The organism is Phycisphaerae bacterium (assembly GCA_019636475.1).
Taxonomy (GTDB): Bacteria; Planctomycetota; Phycisphaerae; order UBA1845; family UTPLA1; genus JADJRI01.
In genome coordinates, this window is sequence record JAHBXN010000007.1 from 118,308 (window position 1) to 137,924 (window position 19,617).

Annotated in this window: 15 protein-coding genes; 5 read left to right on the plus strand and 10 right to left on the minus strand. The window is 58.8% G+C overall.

Annotated features, from left to right (window positions below):
• Nucleotides 1–9 precede the first annotated feature (9 nt).
• On the minus strand, nucleotides 10–2,217 hold the full coding sequence (locus KF841_12550) for a PDZ domain-containing protein (protein ID MBX3396185.1): 2,208 nt from the start codon (nucleotides 2,215–2,217) through the stop codon (nucleotides 10–12).
• Between the two features lie 123 nt (nucleotides 2,218–2,340).
• The gene (locus KF841_12555; protein ID MBX3396186.1) at nucleotides 2,341–2,961 is read right to left on the minus strand and encodes a protein-L-isoaspartate(D-aspartate) O-methyltransferase; all 621 of its coding nucleotides are present in this window, start codon (nucleotides 2,959–2,961) and stop codon (nucleotides 2,341–2,343) included.
• A 479-nt stretch (nucleotides 2,962–3,440) separates the two neighbouring features.
• On the opposite strand from KF841_12555, the gene KF841_12560 reads away from it, so the two are divergent.
• The gene (locus KF841_12560) at nucleotides 3,441–4,136 is read left to right on the plus strand and encodes a CAP domain-containing protein (protein MBX3396187.1); all 696 of its coding nucleotides are present in this window, start codon (nucleotides 3,441–3,443) and stop codon (nucleotides 4,134–4,136) included.
• Nucleotides 4,137–4,345: 209 nt separating this feature from the next.
• Nucleotides 4,346–5,935: an L-glutamate gamma-semialdehyde dehydrogenase gene (pruA, locus tag KF841_12565; GenBank protein MBX3396188.1), complete on the plus strand. Its 1,590-nt coding sequence runs from the start codon at nucleotides 4,346–4,348 to the stop codon at nucleotides 5,933–5,935.
• A gap of 20 nt (nucleotides 5,936–5,955) precedes the next feature.
• Here the strand turns inward: pruA and yidC are convergent, their stop codons facing one another.
• The 4 genes from yidC to KF841_12585 all read right to left on the minus strand — a co-directional run bounded on the left by yidC (nucleotide 5,956) and on the right by KF841_12585 (nucleotide 10,382).
• Nucleotides 5,956–8,127: a membrane protein insertase YidC gene (gene yidC, locus KF841_12570; GenBank protein ID MBX3396189.1), complete on the minus strand. Its 2,172-nt coding sequence runs from the start codon at nucleotides 8,125–8,127 to the stop codon at nucleotides 5,956–5,958.
• 106 nt (nucleotides 8,128–8,233) lie between these two features.
• The gene (locus KF841_12575; GenBank protein ID MBX3396190.1) at nucleotides 8,234–8,992 is read right to left on the minus strand and encodes a metallophosphoesterase family protein; all 759 of its coding nucleotides are present in this window, start codon (nucleotides 8,990–8,992) and stop codon (nucleotides 8,234–8,236) included.
• Between the two features lie 72 nt (nucleotides 8,993–9,064).
• A complete protein-coding gene (locus tag KF841_12580; GenBank protein MBX3396191.1) occupies nucleotides 9,065–9,250 on the minus strand; it encodes a Trm112 family protein in 186 nt (61 codons plus the stop codon).
• A 157-nt stretch (nucleotides 9,251–9,407) separates the two neighbouring features.
• Nucleotides 9,408–10,382: a hypothetical protein gene (locus KF841_12585; protein MBX3396192.1), complete on the minus strand. Its 975-nt coding sequence runs from the start codon at nucleotides 10,380–10,382 to the stop codon at nucleotides 9,408–9,410.
• Nucleotides 10,383–10,959: 577 nt separating this feature from the next.
• Between KF841_12585 and KF841_12590 the strand changes: the two genes are divergently transcribed.
• On the plus strand, nucleotides 10,960–13,368 hold the full coding sequence (locus KF841_12590) for a S8 family serine peptidase (GenBank protein ID MBX3396193.1): 2,409 nt from the start codon (nucleotides 10,960–10,962) through the stop codon (nucleotides 13,366–13,368).
• 498 nt (nucleotides 13,369–13,866) lie between these two features.
• Nucleotides 13,867–14,328 (plus strand): DUF2203 domain-containing protein, encoded by a 462-nt coding sequence (locus KF841_12595; GenBank protein ID MBX3396194.1) that lies wholly within the window; start codon nucleotides 13,867–13,869, stop codon nucleotides 14,326–14,328.
• 97 nt (nucleotides 14,329–14,425) lie between these two features.
• On the opposite strand, the gene KF841_12600 is transcribed toward KF841_12595, so the two are convergent.
• The 3 genes from KF841_12600 to KF841_12610 all read right to left on the minus strand — a co-directional run bounded on the left by KF841_12600 (nucleotide 14,426) and on the right by KF841_12610 (nucleotide 16,220).
• Nucleotides 14,426–14,815 carry a thioesterase gene (locus tag KF841_12600; GenBank protein ID MBX3396195.1) on the minus strand — a complete coding sequence of 130 codons (390 nt, stop codon included), beginning with the start codon at nucleotides 14,813–14,815 and terminating at the stop codon, nucleotides 14,426–14,428.
• Between the two features lie 59 nt (nucleotides 14,816–14,874).
• The gene (locus KF841_12605; GenBank protein MBX3396196.1) at nucleotides 14,875–15,504 is read right to left on the minus strand and encodes a hypothetical protein; all 630 of its coding nucleotides are present in this window, start codon (nucleotides 15,502–15,504) and stop codon (nucleotides 14,875–14,877) included.
• A gap of 86 nt (nucleotides 15,505–15,590) precedes the next feature.
• Nucleotides 15,591–16,220, minus strand: coding sequence for a sigma-70 family RNA polymerase sigma factor (locus tag KF841_12610; GenBank protein ID MBX3396197.1), 630 nt, complete (start codon nucleotides 16,218–16,220; stop codon nucleotides 15,591–15,593).
• A 410-nt stretch (nucleotides 16,221–16,630) separates the two neighbouring features.
• On the opposite strand from KF841_12610, the gene KF841_12615 reads away from it, so the two are divergent.
• A complete protein-coding gene (locus KF841_12615; protein MBX3396198.1) occupies nucleotides 16,631–18,427 on the plus strand; it encodes a protein kinase in 1,797 nt (598 codons plus the stop codon).
• Between the two features lie 4 nt (nucleotides 18,428–18,431).
• Here the strand turns inward: KF841_12615 and KF841_12620 are convergent, their stop codons facing one another.
• On the minus strand, nucleotides 18,432–19,409 hold the full coding sequence (locus KF841_12620) for a hypothetical protein (GenBank protein ID MBX3396199.1): 978 nt from the start codon (nucleotides 19,407–19,409) through the stop codon (nucleotides 18,432–18,434).
• Nucleotides 19,410–19,617 lie beyond the last annotated feature (208 nt).

Consider the following 19,617-nt stretch of genomic DNA (forward strand, 5'->3'; position numbering starts at 1 on the left):
TTAAACTCCTTACTCCGACTCGTTGTCGTTCGCGCTGGATCCTCCCGCCTCACCGACCGCGCTTCCTGAATCGGCTGCGTCCTTGACATCGATCGCCGGTTTCCACTCCGGCTCGACGAATTGAAATCGGGTCTGCACGCCCCGCAAAACCAGAAACACGACGCGCTCCGGCTGCTCTTTCGCGATGGCCTCCATCGCCCGCCGAAAACTCGTGCGACTCTTCACGGGGTACTCGTTGATCTGCTGAATCAGATCGTTCGGCTGGACACCGCCCATGCTGGCCCAGCCGCCGCTCTCCACCTGCTCCACGATCACACCCTGCACGTCCTTGTCCCATTGATTCTCATCCCGGTCAAAGAATGTGATGTTGCGGATTGTGATTTCGAAGTCCTTGTTCGTCAGCCGCAGCGCTTCACTCGGTCCATACTTGGTCGGCTCCAGCTTCACCTCGACATCCAGCGTCTCGTCGCCCCGAACGACCTTGAGAGTCACTTTGCCGTCAGGATCCAGCCGCTTGATGAGCCGTGCAAGCAATCCCGCGTCCTGCATCCCCTTGATCTTAAGCTTCTCGCCATTCAGTGCCACTATGATATCACCGACGCGCAGGTCGGATTCGGCCGCTTTCGTCAGAGGATAAACCCGGGTCACCCGGAAGCCGGGCTGATCCGGATGCCCCAGCTTTTTCGCCAGTTTCTCGATGATCGGCTGCGTTGCGATGCCGATCCACGCCTTGCGAATGTCTCGCGGAGGATCATCCGGCTCTTCCGGCTTCGGCTTGATTACGGTCAGATGGTTCTTCCCGCCGCGATCAAACTCGATCAGCACATACTCCGGCGTCGATTCCATCTTCATGATTTTCTCGTAGGCCTTGACCATGCCCTCAAGATTGTCGATTTCGTCATTCTCAACGCGAATCACCACGTCGCCGAAGCGCAGCGATGGCTCCGCCAGATCCGCGGGTCCGCCCGAACGCGTCCCATTGACCATGACGCCCTTCGTATTCGGCCGCCGAAGCGAGAGCGCCATACGCGGCGTAATCTCTGAAACCGTGATCCCGAACGAACGCAGCGACGTCTGTTGTCCACGATCCTTCAGCAGCTTCTCGGTCGTCAGGGTCACCTCGTGAACTTCGTCCTTCCGCAAGAACGACACCTTCATCTGCGATCCGATCGGCACATCCGCCAATCGCTTCAAGAGCGGCGGAACTTCTTCCGCGAAACGGATCGTGAGTGCTTCGCCATCGATGCGAAGTATCACGTCACCCGGTTCGATTCCGGCCTTGGCGGCCGGGCCGCTCTCAAACACCGAGTTGACGAGGACGCCGCGGTCATACCCGGTTTTCGCGATCGGCTTGAAACTCACGCCGATCCAGCTTCGTGGCACTTCGCCATACTTAATCAGGGAGTCCGCCACCTGGCGTGCGAGGTTGCTCGGAATCGCGAATCCCATTCCGCTGCCGCCCAGTTCATTCACGCCGATGATCTCGCCCTTGAGATTAACGAGCGGACCGCCGCTGTTGCCGGGATGAATCAACGCATCGTGTTGAATCCAGCGCGTGAACAATCCGGTCCGCTGCCCCGAATCGAGTTCCATTTCCTCGACTTCCTCGCCCGATCCGCGTCCGGTGAACACACGCGTATTGTTCGACACGATGCCAAGTGTCACCGACCGGGACAACGAAAATGGCGATCCCATCGCCATGACATAATCACCGACCGCCAACTCGTCCGAGTTCCCGAACCGCGCAACGGGCAGCGGCGTTGAAGGGCTCTTGAGTTCCGACAAATCCAGCTTGATGACGGCAAGATCGGTCAGTGGATCCTCACCGACCATCGTAGCGGTGACCTCCTGCTTGTCCGCGAGTGTGCATTTGAACTTCTTGCCAGTATCCGTGACATGCTGATTCGTCAGCACATACCCTTCGGTTGAAATGATCGTGCCACTGCCCGTCGCCGCGCCCTTATGTTTCTTACCACCCCAGTAATCAACCGTCGAAACCCGGATGTTCACGAGTGCCGGAAATACCTGATCGCGCGCCAGCTCGATCATTCGACGCAGATCTTCCCGAAGGTCTTCGGCCTTCTTCAAATCATCCGGGCTCATTTCCGGATTGGCCTGAGCGCGAACCTGTCCAGTCGCAAGCAGCGACAACACCGCCAACAGGTACATCGCGCACCGATTTCGCCGTAGGGACCCGGCGGCCAGTCTTTTGCTCATCAATCTTCCTTTCAGGTGGGAATCTATCTGACCCATACGGGCTTCTGAGGGGTGTTCTCATGGCCAATCAGAACGGTCATCGTCCGCGAATCCGCAGGATTCCGCAAGTTAGGAATTGTAGTCTCAGCCCGGTTCAGGGAATCCGAATTCGCCGATCAGTTTGACAAAACGTACCGCCAGCGAAGGGTGTTCAATAATCCGCCCCCCCACCTTGTGAATAACCGTTAGAATCTGTGCGTCCCCCTCACCAACCGGCACCACCAGGCGACCGCATTCCGACAATTCGTCAACCAGAATCGACGGAACACGCGGAGCGGCTGCCGTCACCATGATGCGGTCAAAAGGCGCCGCCTCCGGCCAGCCGGCACTGCCGTCGCCCACGCACAGTTCCACATTTTCGACACCCATTTCTGCGAGGCGGCGTTCCGCCGCATCCGACAATGCCCTCAGACGCTCGATCGAATACACACGACAAGCGATCCGAGCCAGAACTGCGGTCTGGTAGCCCGTTCCGGTGCCGATTTCCAGGACCCGGTGATGAGGCCTGACCGCCAGAAGCTCAGTCATCAATGCGACAATGTATGGCTGAGAGATCGTCTGTCCCAATTCCGTGCCGACTGCCCGATCTTCGTAGGCATGATCCACCTGCGAAATCGGAACAAAACACTCGCGCGGAATCGCCTTCATTGCGGCGATCACATTCGGATCGGAGATGCCTCGCCCGACGATCTGAGTCTCGACCATCCGGAATCGGAGCCCGGCGAAAGTCTGGCCATCGCTGTTGCGGCAGTTCGTCAATCCGCGCCTCGTGAATTCCAATCATTCACTGCCATGTCTGCTCCCCGCAGTTACGGAACGATTGTAACTCCAGTCAATCTCGGGACTAGCGTTCCGCAGCCGCGTGATTTTGCCGACCACGAGTTCGATCAGTGTTACGCGGTGGCCCAGCGGCAGCCTACCGAAAATTCCATGCACGCAGAATGCCAATTCCATTCCCCTGATATTTCAGTGAACTCATTCCGACTTTTCACCGTTTCAAGAGTAAGAGAGCGGCCTGATCGGCTGGCCACGGCAACGGGCCTATAATTCAAGGCTGCTGCCGGATTGCCCGACCTAAATTGGAAGAGTAGACTTAAGATCGTCGTCACTAGATCTTTGACCGAACGAGTTACCCCGCTGGCGGGAGGATCCGAGGCTTGCGCCGAGTCCGATATCAAAATCCAATGCGTTTGGTCGGACTGCCGAGTGTTCTTGCGGCCGCGCTCGCCGCCGGATGCTATGAGCCCAACGACGCTGCGCGCTCCGCCAATACCAATGATCCGGCCTCAGGCTTCACAACGTCACTGATTGCCGGCCAGGCGTGCGCCAATCCATCCGAACCCGAATCCCTCACCCGCGACATGATTGACGCGATCAATTCCGAGCGCGCCAAGCGCGAATTGAAGCCGCTTCGCCAGAATGGCACATTGATGCAAATCGCCGACTTCTACGCCTGTCGCCTCGTCGATGGCCACTTCTTCGACCATTACGATCCATACGACGGCTCTACAGTGGTCGAACGCGCGATTGATTTCGGGTATCCCTTCTTCCAGATTGGCGAAAACCTCGCGGCGCGTCAGGCAACGGTCAAGGAAGCTATGATCGCGCTGATGAACTCGCCCAAACACCGGGCCAACATCCTCGATCCGGTTTTCACGGAAATCGGTGTTGCCGTGAAAATTGGCGGCGATCATGGCGTCTATTGGGTGCAGGAGTTCGGTCGTCCGCTCTCTGAAGAATCGACTTCCAGTCCCGATTCGCAGACCGCCGGATACTCTGAGACATCGACGGCACACGCGACTGACACCCCGGCCACACCGAAAACTCCCGCACTCGGGACTGACCCGACCGCCGCCCCCACCAGCCAGTCGGTAGAATAGTCCTCTACACGCCGCTCACGACGACCGGCCACGCTTCGCAGCCTTTCCGGCTTCGGCTATACTCCCGTCGAAAAGATAAATCGATCGCGGCGTCGAATGGAGCCGACGCTCGAAGGCCGACTCCGGAAAGCAATCGCCATCGATCACTGTGCTTCCGCACCCCGGAAAGGCCCAGCCGCCGCTGCGCGACACCAGTGAGGGATTCGAAGATGCTCACCACCTATCGACCAGAGCCCTACGTCAACTTTGCCGAACCGGAGCCGCGTCAGAAGATGCTCGACGCACTCAAGATGGTCGAATCGCAGCTTGGGCGCTCGTACCCGCTTCGGATCGGATCGCAGCGGATCGATACCCACTCGAAGATCGAATCCTACAACCCCGCCAGAACCGACCAGGTCATCGGATATGTCGCCAAAGCCGATGCGGAGCACGCGCGGCAGGCAGTTGCCGCGGCCGAAAGTGCATTCAAAAGCTGGTCACGTGTCGATCCCGATGTGCGGGCGAGATATCTGCTTCGCGCTGCGGCCATCCTGCGCCGTCGCGTCTATGAATTCTCCGCATGGATGGTGTACGAAGAGTCGAAGAGCTGGATCGAAGCCTACGCCGATGCCTGCGAATGCATCGATTTCCTCGAATTCTACGGCCGCGAGATGATGCGGCTTGGAGGTGCCCAACCAGTCACTCCCTTCGACGGCGAGGAAAACGAATTGCGATACATCCCTCTCGGTGTCGGCGCGATTATCCCTCCGTGGAACTTTCCGCTCGCAATCATGGCTGGCATGACGACGGCCGCCATCGTGACAGGCAACACCGTCGTGCTCAAACCCGCGAGCACCGCGCCGGTGATCGCCGCGAAGTTCCTGGAGATTCTTTGCGACGAATGCATGCTGCCGCCGGGCGTTGTCAATTTCTGCCCGGGATCAGGTTCCGAGATTGGCGACACGATCGTTGATCATCCGCGAACCCGGTTCATCGCATTCACCGGTTCGCGCGAAGTCGGCCTGCGCATTTTCGAACGCGCGGCTAAGGTCCAGCCCGGCCAGGTCTGGCTCAAGCGGACCATTCTTGAAATGGGTGGGAAGGACTGCATCGTCGTGACCGATCGCGCCGACCTTGATGCCGCCGCCGAAGGCGTCGTCGCTGCGGCATTCGGGTTCCAGGGGCAGAAATGCTCCGCGTGTAGCCGGCTCATCGTTGATGAATCCGTTCACGATGCCCTTCTCTCGAAGGTCACGGAACGCACGAAGAAATTGACGGTCGGAAATCCGACGACTGCCGAGAATTTCAGTATGGGCGCCGTTATCGACACGGCCGCCTACGAAAAAATCATCAGCTACATTGAAATCGGCGAAAAAGAAGGCACGCTCGTCGCCGGCCGGCGCGCCGCCGAATACGCAAAGCCCAAAGGCGCCGGCGCCAAGTCCGGCATCAGCGGGCTTTTCATTCAGCCGACAATTGTGACCGGCATCAAACCGGATGCACGTCTGGCCCAGGAGGAGATTTTCGGCCCCGTGCTGGCCGTGATCAAAGGTCGCGGGATCGACGAGTTGCTGGAGATCGCCAACGGAACGGAATATGGACTGACCGGCGCAATCTACTCGAACGACCGAGTGCACCTCGAACGAGCGCGGCATGAATTCCACGTGGGCAATCTATACTTCAATCGCAAATGCACTGGCGCGCTGGTGGACGTGCAGCCGTTCGGCGGGTTCAACATGTCCGGCACGGACAGCAAGGCCGGCGGCCGTGACTACCTGCAACTCTTCATGCAGGGCAAGAGCGTGACCGAGCGTTTGTGATTCGCACCGGCCGCGTCTGCCTAGAATCGGCTCTTCTTGCGCTTGCCGTTCGGGGTCTGCCCTTTCGCCTGAGCCAGGCGCTGTTGCTCGGCAAGCTTCTGCATCTCCGCCAGCTTTCTCGCCAACCAGCCCCCCCCGGGCTTCGGCGCTGCGCCGGCCGGACTCGCCGCCGGTTCGAACTCACCGCGCACTTCCTTTTCCTTGATGTGCTTGCGGATGTACCACTGTTCGATCATGCCGAACAGACTGCTGCAAAGAATGTAAAGACACAGTCCGCTCGGCATATTGTAGAAAATGAACCCCATGAAAATCATCATGAAGTTCATCATCTTCTGCTGCTGCGCCATCGTATCCGGCAGCGGCCGACCGTCCTTGTCGAGCTTGGGCGCAGGCGGCTTGTCCGGCTTCGTCAGCTTCTGAGTCAGCTTCTGCTGGCCGTACATCAGCAGCGTCATGATGATCGGCAGCAGATTGAACGATGAAATCGCACCGCCCATGAGCGTGGATATCAGCGGGATGTGGTACTCGCCGCCAAAGGAAATCAGCGCGTCCGGCGCCGACAAATCGCGTATGTAGCCGAAGAAAGGCGCATGGCGGAGGTCGACCGTCGTATTCAGCGTCGTGTACAGCGCGACCCAGATCGGCATCTGGAGGAACATCGGAAGGCAACCCATCATCGACGCCGCAGGATTGACACCTTCCTCGCGATAGAGCTTCATCGTCTCTTCGCTCAGCTTCTGCTTATCGTTCTTGAACTGTTCCTGAATCACGTCGAGCTTGGGCTTGATGCGCGCCATGTTCTTCTGCATGCGCATCATGTTGATCTGCCCCCGCTTGCTGATCGGATGCAGAATCGCCCGGACAATGATAACCAGAAGGATGATCGCTATACCGTAGTTGCCGATCAGATCGTGAATGTGGGTCAGCAGCCACAACATTGCCACGTTCAGCACATCGAATGTGCACATGGATCGATCCGGCGACATCGTCAGACCAAAGTTCAGCGTCTTGGCCAGCGGCAGTTGACTAAATGCGCGATCACTCTTCGGACCGCAGTACGCATCGGCGACAATGGTCACCTTCCCGCCGGGAGCAATCGCCTCTTGGGGAGCGAAGACCTGCTTGACCGTCAGATCGCGGTCATACTTCGGTTCGCCAACCCGCGTCACGGCATAGAGCTGATCAAGATATCCTGCCCGCCTGGTTTCCGAAGACTCCACCGGGCGCGGTGCGACGATACAAGTGTAATACTTGTTGCTGACCGAAGCCCAGAGAAACTGGCTGCCTTCGGTCGGAACAAAGTCGCGCCGGTGCTCCGCAAGACCATACACTTCGTCACGCGTGACGATCGTACCTTTGCGCGACCGGCCATCGACATCAACGATCGCGAACATCGCGCGGACCATGTCGTAACGCTGATCCTCTCGCATCAACCCCGTCGGCCCGGTTTGCGTCAGCCGAACGCTCGACGCCTTCGGACCAAGGTTCTCGATTTCATGCGTTACGATGACCAGCGGCGATTCCTTCTCGACCCGGAAAGTCTTCGTCAATCGAAGGACCGGCTGGCTGCCTAACTTCACGATGGTCGTCAGGGTCGCGGTCTCGCCCTTCTCGTCGCGGCTCTTTGCAGCCGTCCAGACCGCTGATCCGAGCGAAACATCCTTCTTGTCTTCGACGAGGCGCAAGGATTCCGTCACGAAAGATCGATAGACATCGCCTGTGATCGGATCCTTCACGGGCTGCAGGAGCACATACGGAGCGTGGTCCGGATTTTTCCGGTTCCGCGCGACATGGGAACGATGCTCCGAAAGCCGCACTTCCTCGACCGATGCCCCCACCGGCGATATCACGACGCTGAGGCGATAAGGATTGACAAACTGTGCGCGCTTGTTGTCCTGCCGATCGTCGCCGAGAACGATGGGCTCGGTTGACGTTCCGCCCTCGAGGACATACTCCAAACCGCCGCTCACCGTCGGCGTGGGCGGCGTCGTTCCAATCGAAGGTGCCGTGCTTGCTGCGGCGGAACCGTCTGGATTGAAAGCGCTAGCCGGCGGTTCTTCAGTCGACGCGCTGGTCGGCGCAGGCTTGCTGGGAGCGGGAGGATTGTAAATCTGCTGAATCTTGATCCAGCCGAAGAGGAGCAACAAGCAAAGCGCTGTCGCCGCCATCGTCCTCTTGGTTTGTGCATCCATAATCAGTTGGGTCCGTATGGGAAAATGTCGCGTGTCGTCCGCCGGGCATGAGTGGCAATCGTCCTGCGGTGTCTTTTAAGTGTCGTTCGCCAAACTTCCGATCGGCCTATTTTCCTTCGTACAAGCGCTGGCCGAGAAAGTCGTCCAGAAAGGGGTTATCACGAATTCGTTTCGCCGTCACGTCGATGTTGTAATCGACTCGGACAAACTCCACCTCGTTGCCATCAACGACGACGTAGGCCGCTCGCGGATCACGATCTCGAGGCTGGCCCACCGATCCGACGTTGATAATGACCCGTTCCTCGCCGATCGTATACTTGTGCTCATCACCCATCTCGTCGGGAGTCTCAAAATACGGATCATCCACGAATACTCCCGGCACATGGGTATGTCCACAAAAGCACGTCAGCTTCTCCATCCGGTCGAAATTTGCGAGCAGCTTCTGAGGCGCCGTGTAAACATCATCAGGAAAAAGATACTCGTTGATCGGTTTCCGCGGAGAGCCATGTACAAACAAAAAGCCGTTTAGCTCCTCGCGAGGATTCAAGCCGCCCAGGAATCGCCATCGCCGGTTGCGCCGTTCGGCTTCCGGCTCATCCTCCAGGCTGGCCCGGGTCCAGAACGCCGCTCGCTCTGCACTGACATTGAAATTCGTCGGCTCATAGTAAACCGCGTGATCGTGATTGCCGCACAGGCTTAGCGTGGCGTGCTCCGCCACCAGATCAAGACATGGCCCCGGATCAGGGCCGTAACCCACGATGTCGCCAAGACAGTAAATCGTCTTGATACTGCGGCGCTCAATGTCCGCAAGCACTGTGCGCAGTGCCTCCAGATTCGAGTGGATATCGGAGATGATCGCGAACATTCCCGCTGAAAACACCTTTACGCAGGCCGACAGTGCTCGGGCCGCCACCTGCTATTCGACCGGCCGGAGCAACTATTTCGACGGCGCCGCCTCATCAATCAACATGATCGGAATGTCATCGCGTACGGGAAACCGCAAGCCGCAGCCCGTGCACACCAGCCGTCCCTGAACGTCATCCCCCGGTTCGGGTTCGCGCCACTCCACCGGCTTCTTGCAAGCCGGACATACCAGGATGTCCAACAGGTCTTTGCTAAGCACCGCTCGATTGCCTCCCAATCCGCATGACTGACAGAAAATAGATGCTAGGGGTAACAGAATGAGACGTCAAACCACCATTGATTCTGCGCACCCGAGCAGACAAACGCTCGCCGCAGCAATTCGACCTGCCAGCCGTGCCCGGATTCCTGATTGGGAATCACCCTGCGGCCCCAATCGGGCTTGCCTCGCCACTGCCGTACAACGATGATCCCGCGCCGCGATGCCTCCGGGCATCTTCCATAGCCGCCATCCCCCACAGATACTGTTCAGGGGCCAGCATCATTCCCTTCTCAAGCTCGCCAAGGACCCGCAACATGAACGAGTCGTCGGAATCGCTCGGCGCAATCGTGATTAGCTTGTGCACTCGCAAATGAAACTCGAACGCACCCGGGCCGCGCGGACACGTCACGACGGCTGCCGGCACGTCGAACCACCGGCACAGCCGCTCGATCGTCGGACGCGCCGCGAAGTGTCGGCCCATGAACCGAACTCGATGACCCCGACCGCCCGGCCGCTCGTTCTCCGCGACAATCATGACCGACTTTCGCTGCGCAAGCACATCCGGAAGAACTCGGGCGGCATCGCTCCGATCAATCAAACGTACGTGCGACAGTGACCGAATCTCCCGTTCCCAGATTCGAATTTCGGGACGGCCACTCAAATCGGAAACCACTTCCAATCCGCCGAGCAGGTTCCCCAGCGCGCACGCCGCGGCGGCGATGTTCCCGTGATAGCCCACCACGACGACACAACCGCGAGCGGAAACCGCTCGAAGGCGTTCCTCATCGCTCGACTCAATCCGGACAAACTCGCGCCAGCCTTGAGCGTCCAGCCGCTTCGCGACAAATAGGCACTCGGCCCAGAATCTCGCGAAGTGTTCGTAGCTTTCTCGACTGATCCGAAGCGCTAGCTGGTTTGGATCGATGGCATTCGACCTTTCCTGACATGCAACGGAAAACGCTTCGCCAAACGCCGAAAGGACTCGCTTCATGGCGCGCTCGCGTCCGGGAGGGTTCAGGTCGAATAAGCCTGTCCCAAGTCGTGCTGCGAACTTCGTAGCGACACGCGGACCCGCCAACCGAACCAACGGCGCGACCAGCCATCGAAGATACGCCATTCTGAGATCTCTCAAGCTCAATGTATCGCCCCGCAGAACTGGCGGCCAACTGGTTGCCCGGCTGCGCAAGCCGTGTCCGTGTGTGCACGCGCACCCATTAATTATCGGCATCATCGCGCCAGATTCCCGTGATTCGGATCGGTGGATTTACCCCCGCTCACAGCCGTTTGCCGGGCGTAGCTCGGCCAATCCTTTTCCACGGCCCGCCGCTCCCGATTACGGCCGGCCGAAAGGTGCTCACCCACCCAGCCGACGAATATCGCCTGCCTCGGACGCGAATTATCGGGTCCCGTAACATATACTTACTGGAGCGCGCATTGCTAAAATATCAGGATAAACCGGACTTTCCCCGAAGCCCGCACGCGAGCGACACGGAAATCCCCGTCCCGACCGACCGGGTCCGAACGCACACTCATGGGAAATCCGCTGATTGGCTCGAACACTCCGCCCGATTGAGTGATATCTATCGAGATGAAGACCAGAGCGGCTCAAAATTCGATTGAGATCCTTACCCCAATGTACCGACCCAGATCCCCGCGGCGAACGGCGGCCGAAAAAAACATGCGGATCAGTTGACGGAGGCAACAAAACGATGATCACTGTCGGCATCGCCATCGCGATGCTTCTTTCATTCAGCGCACAGGTGGTGCCGCCGGCCATTTCGTCTGAAACCGTTCGCGATGAAACGCTCGGTTCAAACCCTCACGCGCTCTATCTCGCGGCCGGAAACGTGGATCTCGCCACCGCCCCGTCGCTTCTCGACAATCTCAATACCCGATTCGACCCGAATAAGTACTACGTCTTGCAGCTTGATGGCCCCATGACGCGCGACCGTCGGGCCGCGCTCGCGGAAACCGGCCTTGAACTCCTCGACTACGTTCCGATGAACGCATACATCGTCCGCGGCGTCACCATCAACGCCGCGGCACTCCGTGGGCTTTCGTTCGTTCGATGGCTCGGCGAATACGAGCGGCAGTGGCGAATCTCGCCGGAAATTCCAAAGGCAAAAGCTTATCAGGACGCAGACAGGCGTGCGATGAACGATCGCGGCGAAAAGCGGCTTTCGGTCAGCCTCATGCGCGGCGCCGATCTGACTCAGGCGGCCAGAATCATCGAAACCCAGGCCCTCGCGATCAACGAAGTGCTTCCCACACCGGATCGCTGCAAGCTCGAATTCGACATCGCATCGGACAGAATTGATGGCCTGGCCGATATTCCCGACGTGCTCTTTATCGCCGAGACGCCCGAAGGCGAACCCAGAAACTCGATGACCACATGGGTCATTCAGAGCGATATCCCCGGCTCGACACCCCTCTGGAACGCCGGACTGCATGGAGAAGATCAGATCATCGGCCTCATCGATTGGGGGCTCGACGAATCCCACTGTGCGTTTGACGATCTCGTAGCGCCAGGACCGGCGCATCGCAAGCTGCTGGCCTACGTCGTGGCGAATGGCCAGGTCATTCCCGGTGGATTCGGATACCACGGCACCCATGCCGGCTGCACACTCGCCGGTGACGATCTATCCGGAACCTCCGCCAATTTCAGAGGCATGGCGTACAAATCCAGAATCGTCATGCAGCACTATGCCGGACTCGTCACGTCGACCAATGTCGATGAGCGCCTCCAGTTCGCATACGACCTTGGCGCGCGCATTCATTCCAACAGTTGGGGAAGTTCGACCGACACAACCTACAACGCGTGGTGCGCCGATATTGACCAGTTCGCGCACGATTATGAGGAGAATCTCGTCCTGGTGGCGATCATGAACGGCGGATCAGCAAGCCTGCCCGGCTCCATCCGCTCACCTGAAAACGCCAAAAACTGTCTCGCCGTCGCCGCCGCCAATGAACCGCCGAACCAGAATAACCACGGAAGCGGCGCACGTGGACCCACCACCGACGGCCGACAGAAACCGGAAGTCTGGGTCTCGGGCTGCCCCACCTCCGCAAACGTCAACACCGCATGCTCCGAGATAGACCGGACCTGCGCCACGTCCTGGGCGACACCCGCGATGTCCGGTTTTGCCTCGCTCACTCGACAGTACTTTATCGATGGGTTCTATCCCGGTGGCGCCGCGAATGTCCTCGATGCTTTCGAGCCGTCCGGCGCACTCATCAAGGCGGTCATTCTCAATTCGGCCGTCGACATGTCCGGATTTGCGGGATACCTGGGCACCCACGAAGGCTGGGGTCGCGCAATCATGGACCGAGCCCTCTATTTTGCCGGCGACGATCGGAAACTCATTGTGCACGATGTCCGCCATGCCGAGGGCCTTTCAACCGGCGAAACGCAGAGATTCTATGTCAACGTCATGTCATCATCCGAGCGGCTGAAGGTCACGCTCGTATGGTCCGACGCCCCCGCGTCTGTCGCGGCCGCTTTCACCCCTGTTAACAATCTGAATCTGGTCGTCATCGACCCGTCCGAGGTGTCGTACACGGGAAACAGCTTCGAGGGCATCGAATCCGTGCCCGGGGGACCAGCCGATTCATTGAATAACACGGAACAGGTCCACCTGTCGAATCCCACCACCGGCGTCTGGGCGATCGACGTCGTCGGAGCCGCCGTCAATCTCGGCACACAGGGCTTCGCGCTCGCCGTCACGGGCGATGTCCAGCAAAGCATCTGCACCAGGGGAGACGTCAACGGCGACGGGCTCGTGGACGGCGCTGATATTGCCGCATTCGTCTCGGTGCTGTTGAACGGCGGCTCCTTCGTTGAACGATGCGCCGCAGATATCGACGATTCCGGAGTTGTTGACCAACTTGATGTCGGTCCGTTCGCGGCGTTACTGCTCGGTGTCACCTATTGCCCGCGAATCAAGGGCGATATGAACAACGACGGACTCGTTAACGCAGGCGACGTCCAGGGCTTTACCGATGTGCTTACCAACGGCGGAACTCCCGACGAAATCTGCGCGGCCGATTTCGACTATTCAACCACCGCAGATCTCGACGACCTCAGTGCCTTCGTATCGCTATTGATTGAGATGGAATAAACACGAAACGTCGGCAGCCGTTCGCACGCATCTAGCTGTTTCGCAATCACCGAGGTCCATTCCGATCTCAATGTGAATTTCGCGAAATGCAGTCCGGTAACAATCACGCTGGCGCGGAGCGGCTTAGTGCGCGATTCCATGCACAATTCCTCTCTGATTCGCGCGCGCTTTCACAAAGCCACATCGCATCGAAGCTTGTCAATGCGTGTCCGAACACGTTACACAATCCGCGCGAAGCAGCCACGTCGCAGTCTCTCGTGAATATCGGACACCACCACCAAATCGATCAGTATGCTCGTTGATTTCCATTACTCAGAGTGGTATTTTCGATCCTTGTAATGCAACGAAAGAAGCACTCTTTATGTGTGCGGCTTCCTTCGCGTCCGTTGGGACTGCATTGCGTCGGACCCTATCAGTCGCGAGTTCGGGCGTGCATCGCCGAATCGATCGACACACGTCCGTGCCAGACAATCGTCGAATCTGCCAAAAGAGGTTTACATGGAAGCATTCGGCACCACAGCGATCGCCCGGAAAAGCCGCCACCTACGCGGCCGCAAAATATTCACACTCGCCCAGGCCAATCGAACACTGCCGCTCGTGTCTCGAATCGTCGCCGACATCGTCGCAAGGCATAAGCAGATCTGCCGCATCGAAGAGCGGTGCCACGCCGATGACCACGATCATTCGATGGAACAGCTCGATCGGTTGCGCGATCAATATGCCGACGAGCTCGATGCCCTGCAGGACCTCATCGAGGAACTCGAGCAGATCGGATGCCAGTTAAAGGATTGGGAGCGAGGCGTCGTCGACTATCTCGCCTTCATCAACGGCAGGCCCGTCGAGTTCTGCTGGCGGCTGGGCGAGCCGCGCATCGCTCACTGGCACGAGATGGATTCAGGTTTTCGTGGCCGGCAGAAGCTCGATCAGTGCATGGAAGCCGACGCGCCCGCGGGTTCCTGAAATCGCCGAACTGCGCCATCCACGGATGACGCCGCATTTCTCGCGAGAACCGCGGTTTTCAACCACCTGCCGATTCGCCAACAGGAGTCGCCACGGATCACTGCTCCCCGAGCAGCCGTTGCAGGACGGTTCGCGGCATCGTTTTCTGATCGGTCCGACCGGTCGCAATCAGCCGATCGCCAACAAATGCCCGCGTCTCGCACACCAGTTCGCGAACCGATACCGAGCTGGCCTTCGCCACCACGCGCACCATGGATCCGACTGGCGCGGGCGCGTGATGATCGCAGCTCACATGCGTGCCGACCCCTTCTTCATGGGCCTCGAGAAAACCCGCCAGCACGAGGCGACCGGCGATTTCCATATACTGCACGACCGTCCATGTCGCACAGACGCGGTGCACGACCACGCCGTCGAACGCAGGACACATGTCCTCTGTCACGATGAATTGCGTCTCTCGTTCCAGTCCGACAACCAAGCCCGGTTTCATTGGTCAATCCGCCTGATCCTGTCACCGCAGCCGATGAGGCATGAAACGCCATGCCGTCTTCACGGTTGCACCCAGTGTCCGCTCGTGTCGCTCGCCGTATAAGTCAATCGCGCCCGCCGGTGTCCCGTCAGCCCCAGTTGCAGCCAATCCATCTCGTCAATCGTCGTGCGGATGACCGCAAAATTCCGTCGAGCCGATTCGCGATCAACGGCCAGATGCGCCGCCGTTCTCGCCAACCCGCTGACGCCGCCCGGCGATGCTATCAACTCGCCGGGCGCGGAGGCCGACGCGTAATTCATCACACTCAGGCCGTCCACGGCCTCCCATGCCGCATCCACTATTTCGCCGCCCGTCTCGATTACCGCCCCGCCGAATGCTCGAATCTGAACGAGCCGCGTCGGATCATAGAACAACCACGCCGCCCGTTCGAAGTGCCTAAGTTGCGTCACCTTGGCCGCCCGAACGTCGGAATAGCAGCTCAATTCGCGCCGCCCGATGTCAACCGCCCGCAACACAACCATCCGCACGTCCGGCGAGGACGGTTCATCGGCGCCGGACCGGCCGGATGAAATCGTCGAAAAAGCCGCAAATCGAAAAGGATGCCCATCGGCCGTGACGGCTTCGGCGAGTTCTCGCCAGATGGAATGATGAAGCTGGGTCAGCGAATCGGGCATCATGAATGCCAGCATATCGCGCCGAGGCAATCCTTGCCGCGTCGAGATGGACGATTCCCGGCGGTATCCCGACCGATTGTGAATCTGACAAAAGGCCCGGTTCATTCCTCGTGGGTGAGGCCCTTCTTCTCCGCCTCTTCACGAAGTTGCTTCAATGCCCGATGGCAGATCATGTGTATCGATCCGATGGACCGGTCCAGTTGTTTGGCGACTGCCGCGACCGGAAGCCCCTCGATGAATCGCATCTGAATCACCTCGCGATAGTGCTCCGGCAGATTCGCCAGGCAATCCTCTATCGCGTTGACCGCCTCCGTCTTGCGAACGACCCGACTCGGGGTCGTACCGCTAGACATGATCCGGGCCATCAGATCAACATAAGTGGTCTGATTCCCCGAAGCCGCCGTCTGCTTCACTTCCCGACGCACGTCGCGCCGTTCCGCGCGAAGCGCTCGATGTTCGTCAATTAACTTGCGATCGAGGATCGCATTCAGCCAGCGCAGAAACGAGTCCGGGCCTTGATAGGTAAACTGGTTTAGCGCTCGAAACGCCTCCAGATAAACCTGCTGGAGAATGTCCTCCGCCTCAATCTTCGAGCGCATGACATGATCCATCTGCCGCTGAAGCCGCGCCCGCAGCCGGGGATGATACAAAACCAGAAGGCGCTGGGCGGCCGATTCATCGCCTTTTCGGGCCTCATCGATCAGAATCTGCGTTTCCTTCGCATCAGACACGATTTACGTCGCCTCCGCGCCGCCGGTCGGTCCCTGCAAACGCCATCAGAATCACCGATTCCGGTATCAATGTCACAATAACCGTTCTTGAGTGTAGAATACACGGAGAGAATGACCGCGCATCGGTCGAATCCTCGTCTTGTTTTGTAATCGGACGATGCCAATTTTGTGCTAACCTAATATTGAGGCATTGAATTGGGACCAACGAGAGGGTTGCGACGTACTAAATCCCGGCCACTGGCCGACAGTCTCCGCCACGAGGAGCGAGAACCGATGAACCCTCGCGAATCCGGTCAGCCGATTTCGCCGGAGGCGCACATGGTACGAATTTCCGGAACTCCTTTTCCAGCAACGACGTACGGATTCTTGACAACAGGGAGCAGCCAGAACCGCGCAAACTCGCGATACGAATGACGTCCGAAAACAACAATTTGCAGCATTCCGGTCAGGATGATGGTGCGGAAGTCATTGGCGCCCTCATCAACGAGTTCTTCGACCGGCGCGAAGGCGGGGAACCGCTCACCGAGGAGCGTTTCCTTGCGGAACATGCCGAACATGCGGCGGTGCTTCGGGAGCATTTCGAGAGCATCAGACTCCTGCCGGCTTCCGGGTCTTCCGAAGCTCCCAAAAAACTTCCCGGAGACGAGACCGTCGACCTGCGCGGAAGTTCCGCGACCGCCGAACCGCCGGACTCACAGCATTTTCCACGAATCGACGGCTACCAGATCAGTCGCCTCATCGGCCGCGGCGGAATGGGCATCGTGTACAAGGCGGTGCAGATCAGCACCAAGCGTCAGGTCGCGCTAAAGGTTTTACTCGAAGGTCCGCTTGCATCCGACCAGTCTCGTAAACGATTTGAACGCGAGATCGAAGTCGCCGCGCAGCTGCGCCACAGCAACATCATTCCGATCTATGACAGCGGGAAGTGTGAAGGCCGGATGTACTACGCCATGGCGTACATCAAGGGCGTCTCACTGACCGACTTTCTCACCGCCAATCGCCTGTCATTCAATGAGCGCCTGACACTTTTCGCCAAAATCTGCGGCGCGGTTCGTCATGCCCATCAGCGCGGTGTCATGCACCGCGACTTGAAGCCGACCAATATCCTCGTCGACGCCGAGGGCGAGCCGCATGTGCTGGATTTCGGTCTCGCGAAGATCAGTGCACTCTCCGATCTTTCGATGTCCGTCTCCGCTCAGATTGTCGGAACGCCCGCATACATGTCGCCCGAACAGGCCGCCGGCGATCCGGCCGGCGTCGATACCCGAACGGATATCTATTCACTGGGCGTCGTGCTCTACGAAATGATGGTCGGAAAAATGCCGTACGACACGGCGGTTTCCATGGGCCGCGTGCTTGACAACATCGCGCACGCCGAGCCGACGCCGCCCCACCTCGTGGACCGAAAGGTCACTGTGGAATTGTCGGCCATCATGATGAAGGCGCTGGAGAAGAGCAAGGACCGGCGCTACCAGTCGATCGATATCCTGCTCTCGGACATCGACAACTATCTCAAAGGCAATCCGATCTCGGTTCGTCCGCCGACCATCATTTACTTCATGCGAAAGACCATCTGGCGACATCGTGCGGCGCTGGGGTCGATCGCGGCCGTTCTGATGGTCGCAGCGTCGGTTGTGATCTTCATTCGAGGTTATTCGAAAGACCTCCGCGCTCAAAATCAGAATCTCGAACAGCAGAAGCGCGAGATCGCCCAGGAGCGCGAGCGTGTCGTGCGGGAAAAGCAGGAACTGGAGCTGCAGCGCGACAGCAAACAGGAGGAACTGAACCGCGTCTATGCCTGGCTCAATAGTCAGGATCCGGTGATTGCGGAGAACTTGAAGTCGTTCGCGACGGGCGTCACAAATCCTTACCGGCTGCCCGAACTGATCGCGCAGGGCGCGGCTCGCGGCCTGACCCCCACACCGTCCAAGCCAATCAGCAAACTTGACGAGATCGATGCTCAGGCGACGATCGTTTTCGAAGCGCCGTCGTTTTCAACCAAGCCGGCGCCAACGGAAGAGACGACCGACTTTCTCAGCCGAATCGGGAAAGTCGCTGAAGACGCGCTGACGAAGGGAGTGCCCTCCGTCATCAATCGATCAACCTCGCAGCCGGCGCCAACGTCACAGCCGTCAAAGAAAGTGGAACCGCTGTCCGCCCTCTCTCAAATCGCTGAGGAGAAGCCGCTGCCGTCCGGTTCGCTTTAGCCCCTCAATTCGAATCTGCAGGCTCGGTCGCGTCCGCATCGCCGCCATCATCATCGCTCGGCATTGTCGTCGTTTCGATGAGCCTAACGCCATAATCCTCGGACGGATGCTTCAGCGATGCGATCCATGCCAGAATCCGCGTATAGAGCTTGTGTTTGCGCGACGGGAAGAGCGGCTTGATGTCTGCCGTGCCGGGATGCCGATACTCAGGCAGCACGGCATTACGCGGAAGAAGATAAGTCAGAATGAGCGAATTCTCGGGCTGGCTTCGATCGATCATCCGTCTCTTATCGACGCGGAGATCGTTGAGAATGAGGAAGTTCGAATACACGGACAGCGTCGTGCGCTTCGGATCATTAAGAAATGCGAATCCAGGCGCGCTGCGATTCGTGCTCGTATGACAGCCTGTCGTTGCGCAGCCCCGCAGCACATGCGGAAGCACATTCTTTCGGAATTCAACGAACACCTCCGGATCGCTGGTAATGCGAACCTTGTCGGCGTAGGCGGCTCCTTTGTATTTGGCGATCGTGTGCAGCTTCTGAGGCGGCGTCATCTTCAGGAAATTCCGTCGGTCGCGGTCCTCGCGAAAATTCGGGTCTCCCTCCATTGAAAGCAGAAACTCATCAATGACGTCACGCGAGATCCGCACTGTGACACGGTCCGGTTCCGTCATCGAGGGTTTTCGCATCCCGCGAAGTTCCATGTATCGAATGCGGCTGACCTGCGCGTAGGTCAGCGCCTTGTCCGGCCCGGTTGCGGAATCATCCCCTGCACCAGTCGCTTCGCCGCCCCCATCCGCCGGTTCGGATGTCGGCGGAGCCGGCAACGTCCCTTCGACATGTCCCGGTGTCGCGATGGTCGTCCCATGGGAATGGGTCCGATCGCTGAAAGAGTGGATGTGATCAGATGCAAGCCCGAAGGCCGCTGCCAAAAGGCCCGTACCCGCGAGCAGTCGAATGGCAATGCCCGAACCGTCAATCATATCACGCCTCGCACTTTCAAAACGTGGGCCCGTTTCAGCCTCGGCGCCACTTTCAATCGTATACCGTCATTATAAGCCGCTGGCGCTCGAATCTCCTAACCAGAGGCATGCTGAAAATGCCACGGCGCCGCCGGCCCCGTGGGGCCCATCGGTCGCTGAGCCGGGTGCGTTTGACGACAATTTCGCGGCCGCTACACTGTTCGCACGA

What these genes read in the sequence shown, in the direction of transcription:
- KF841_12550 (MBX3396185.1), bottom strand. Translation starts at nt 2,217, where the DNA reads ATGAGCAAAAGACTGGCCGCCGGGTCCCTACGGCGAAATCGGTGCGCG.
- KF841_12555 (MBX3396186.1), bottom strand. Translation starts at nt 2,961, where the DNA reads ATGGTCGAGACTCAGATCGTCGGGCGAGGCATCTCCGATCCGAATGTG.
- KF841_12560 (MBX3396187.1), top strand. Translation starts at nt 3,441, where the DNA reads ATGCGTTTGGTCGGACTGCCGAGTGTTCTTGCGGCCGCGCTCGCCGCC.
- pruA (MBX3396188.1), top strand. Translation starts at nt 4,346, where the DNA reads ATGCTCACCACCTATCGACCAGAGCCCTACGTCAACTTTGCCGAACCG.
- yidC (MBX3396189.1), bottom strand. Translation starts at nt 8,127, where the DNA reads ATGGATGCACAAACCAAGAGGACGATGGCGGCGACAGCGCTTTGCTTG.
- KF841_12575 (MBX3396190.1), bottom strand. Translation starts at nt 8,992, where the DNA reads ATGTTCGCGATCATCTCCGATATCCACTCGAATCTGGAGGCACTGCGC.
- KF841_12590 (MBX3396193.1), top strand. Translation starts at nt 10,960, where the DNA reads ATGATCACTGTCGGCATCGCCATCGCGATGCTTCTTTCATTCAGCGCA.
- KF841_12595 (MBX3396194.1), top strand. Translation starts at nt 13,867, where the DNA reads ATGGAAGCATTCGGCACCACAGCGATCGCCCGGAAAAGCCGCCACCTA.
- KF841_12600 (MBX3396195.1), bottom strand. Translation starts at nt 14,815, where the DNA reads ATGAAACCGGGCTTGGTTGTCGGACTGGAACGAGAGACGCAATTCATC.
- KF841_12605 (MBX3396196.1), bottom strand. Translation starts at nt 15,504, where the DNA reads ATGCTGGCATTCATGATGCCCGATTCGCTGACCCAGCTTCATCATTCC.
- KF841_12615 (MBX3396198.1), top strand. Translation starts at nt 16,631, where the DNA reads ATGACGTCCGAAAACAACAATTTGCAGCATTCCGGTCAGGATGATGGT.
- KF841_12620 (MBX3396199.1), bottom strand. Translation starts at nt 19,409, where the DNA reads ATGATTGACGGTTCGGGCATTGCCATTCGACTGCTCGCGGGTACGGGC.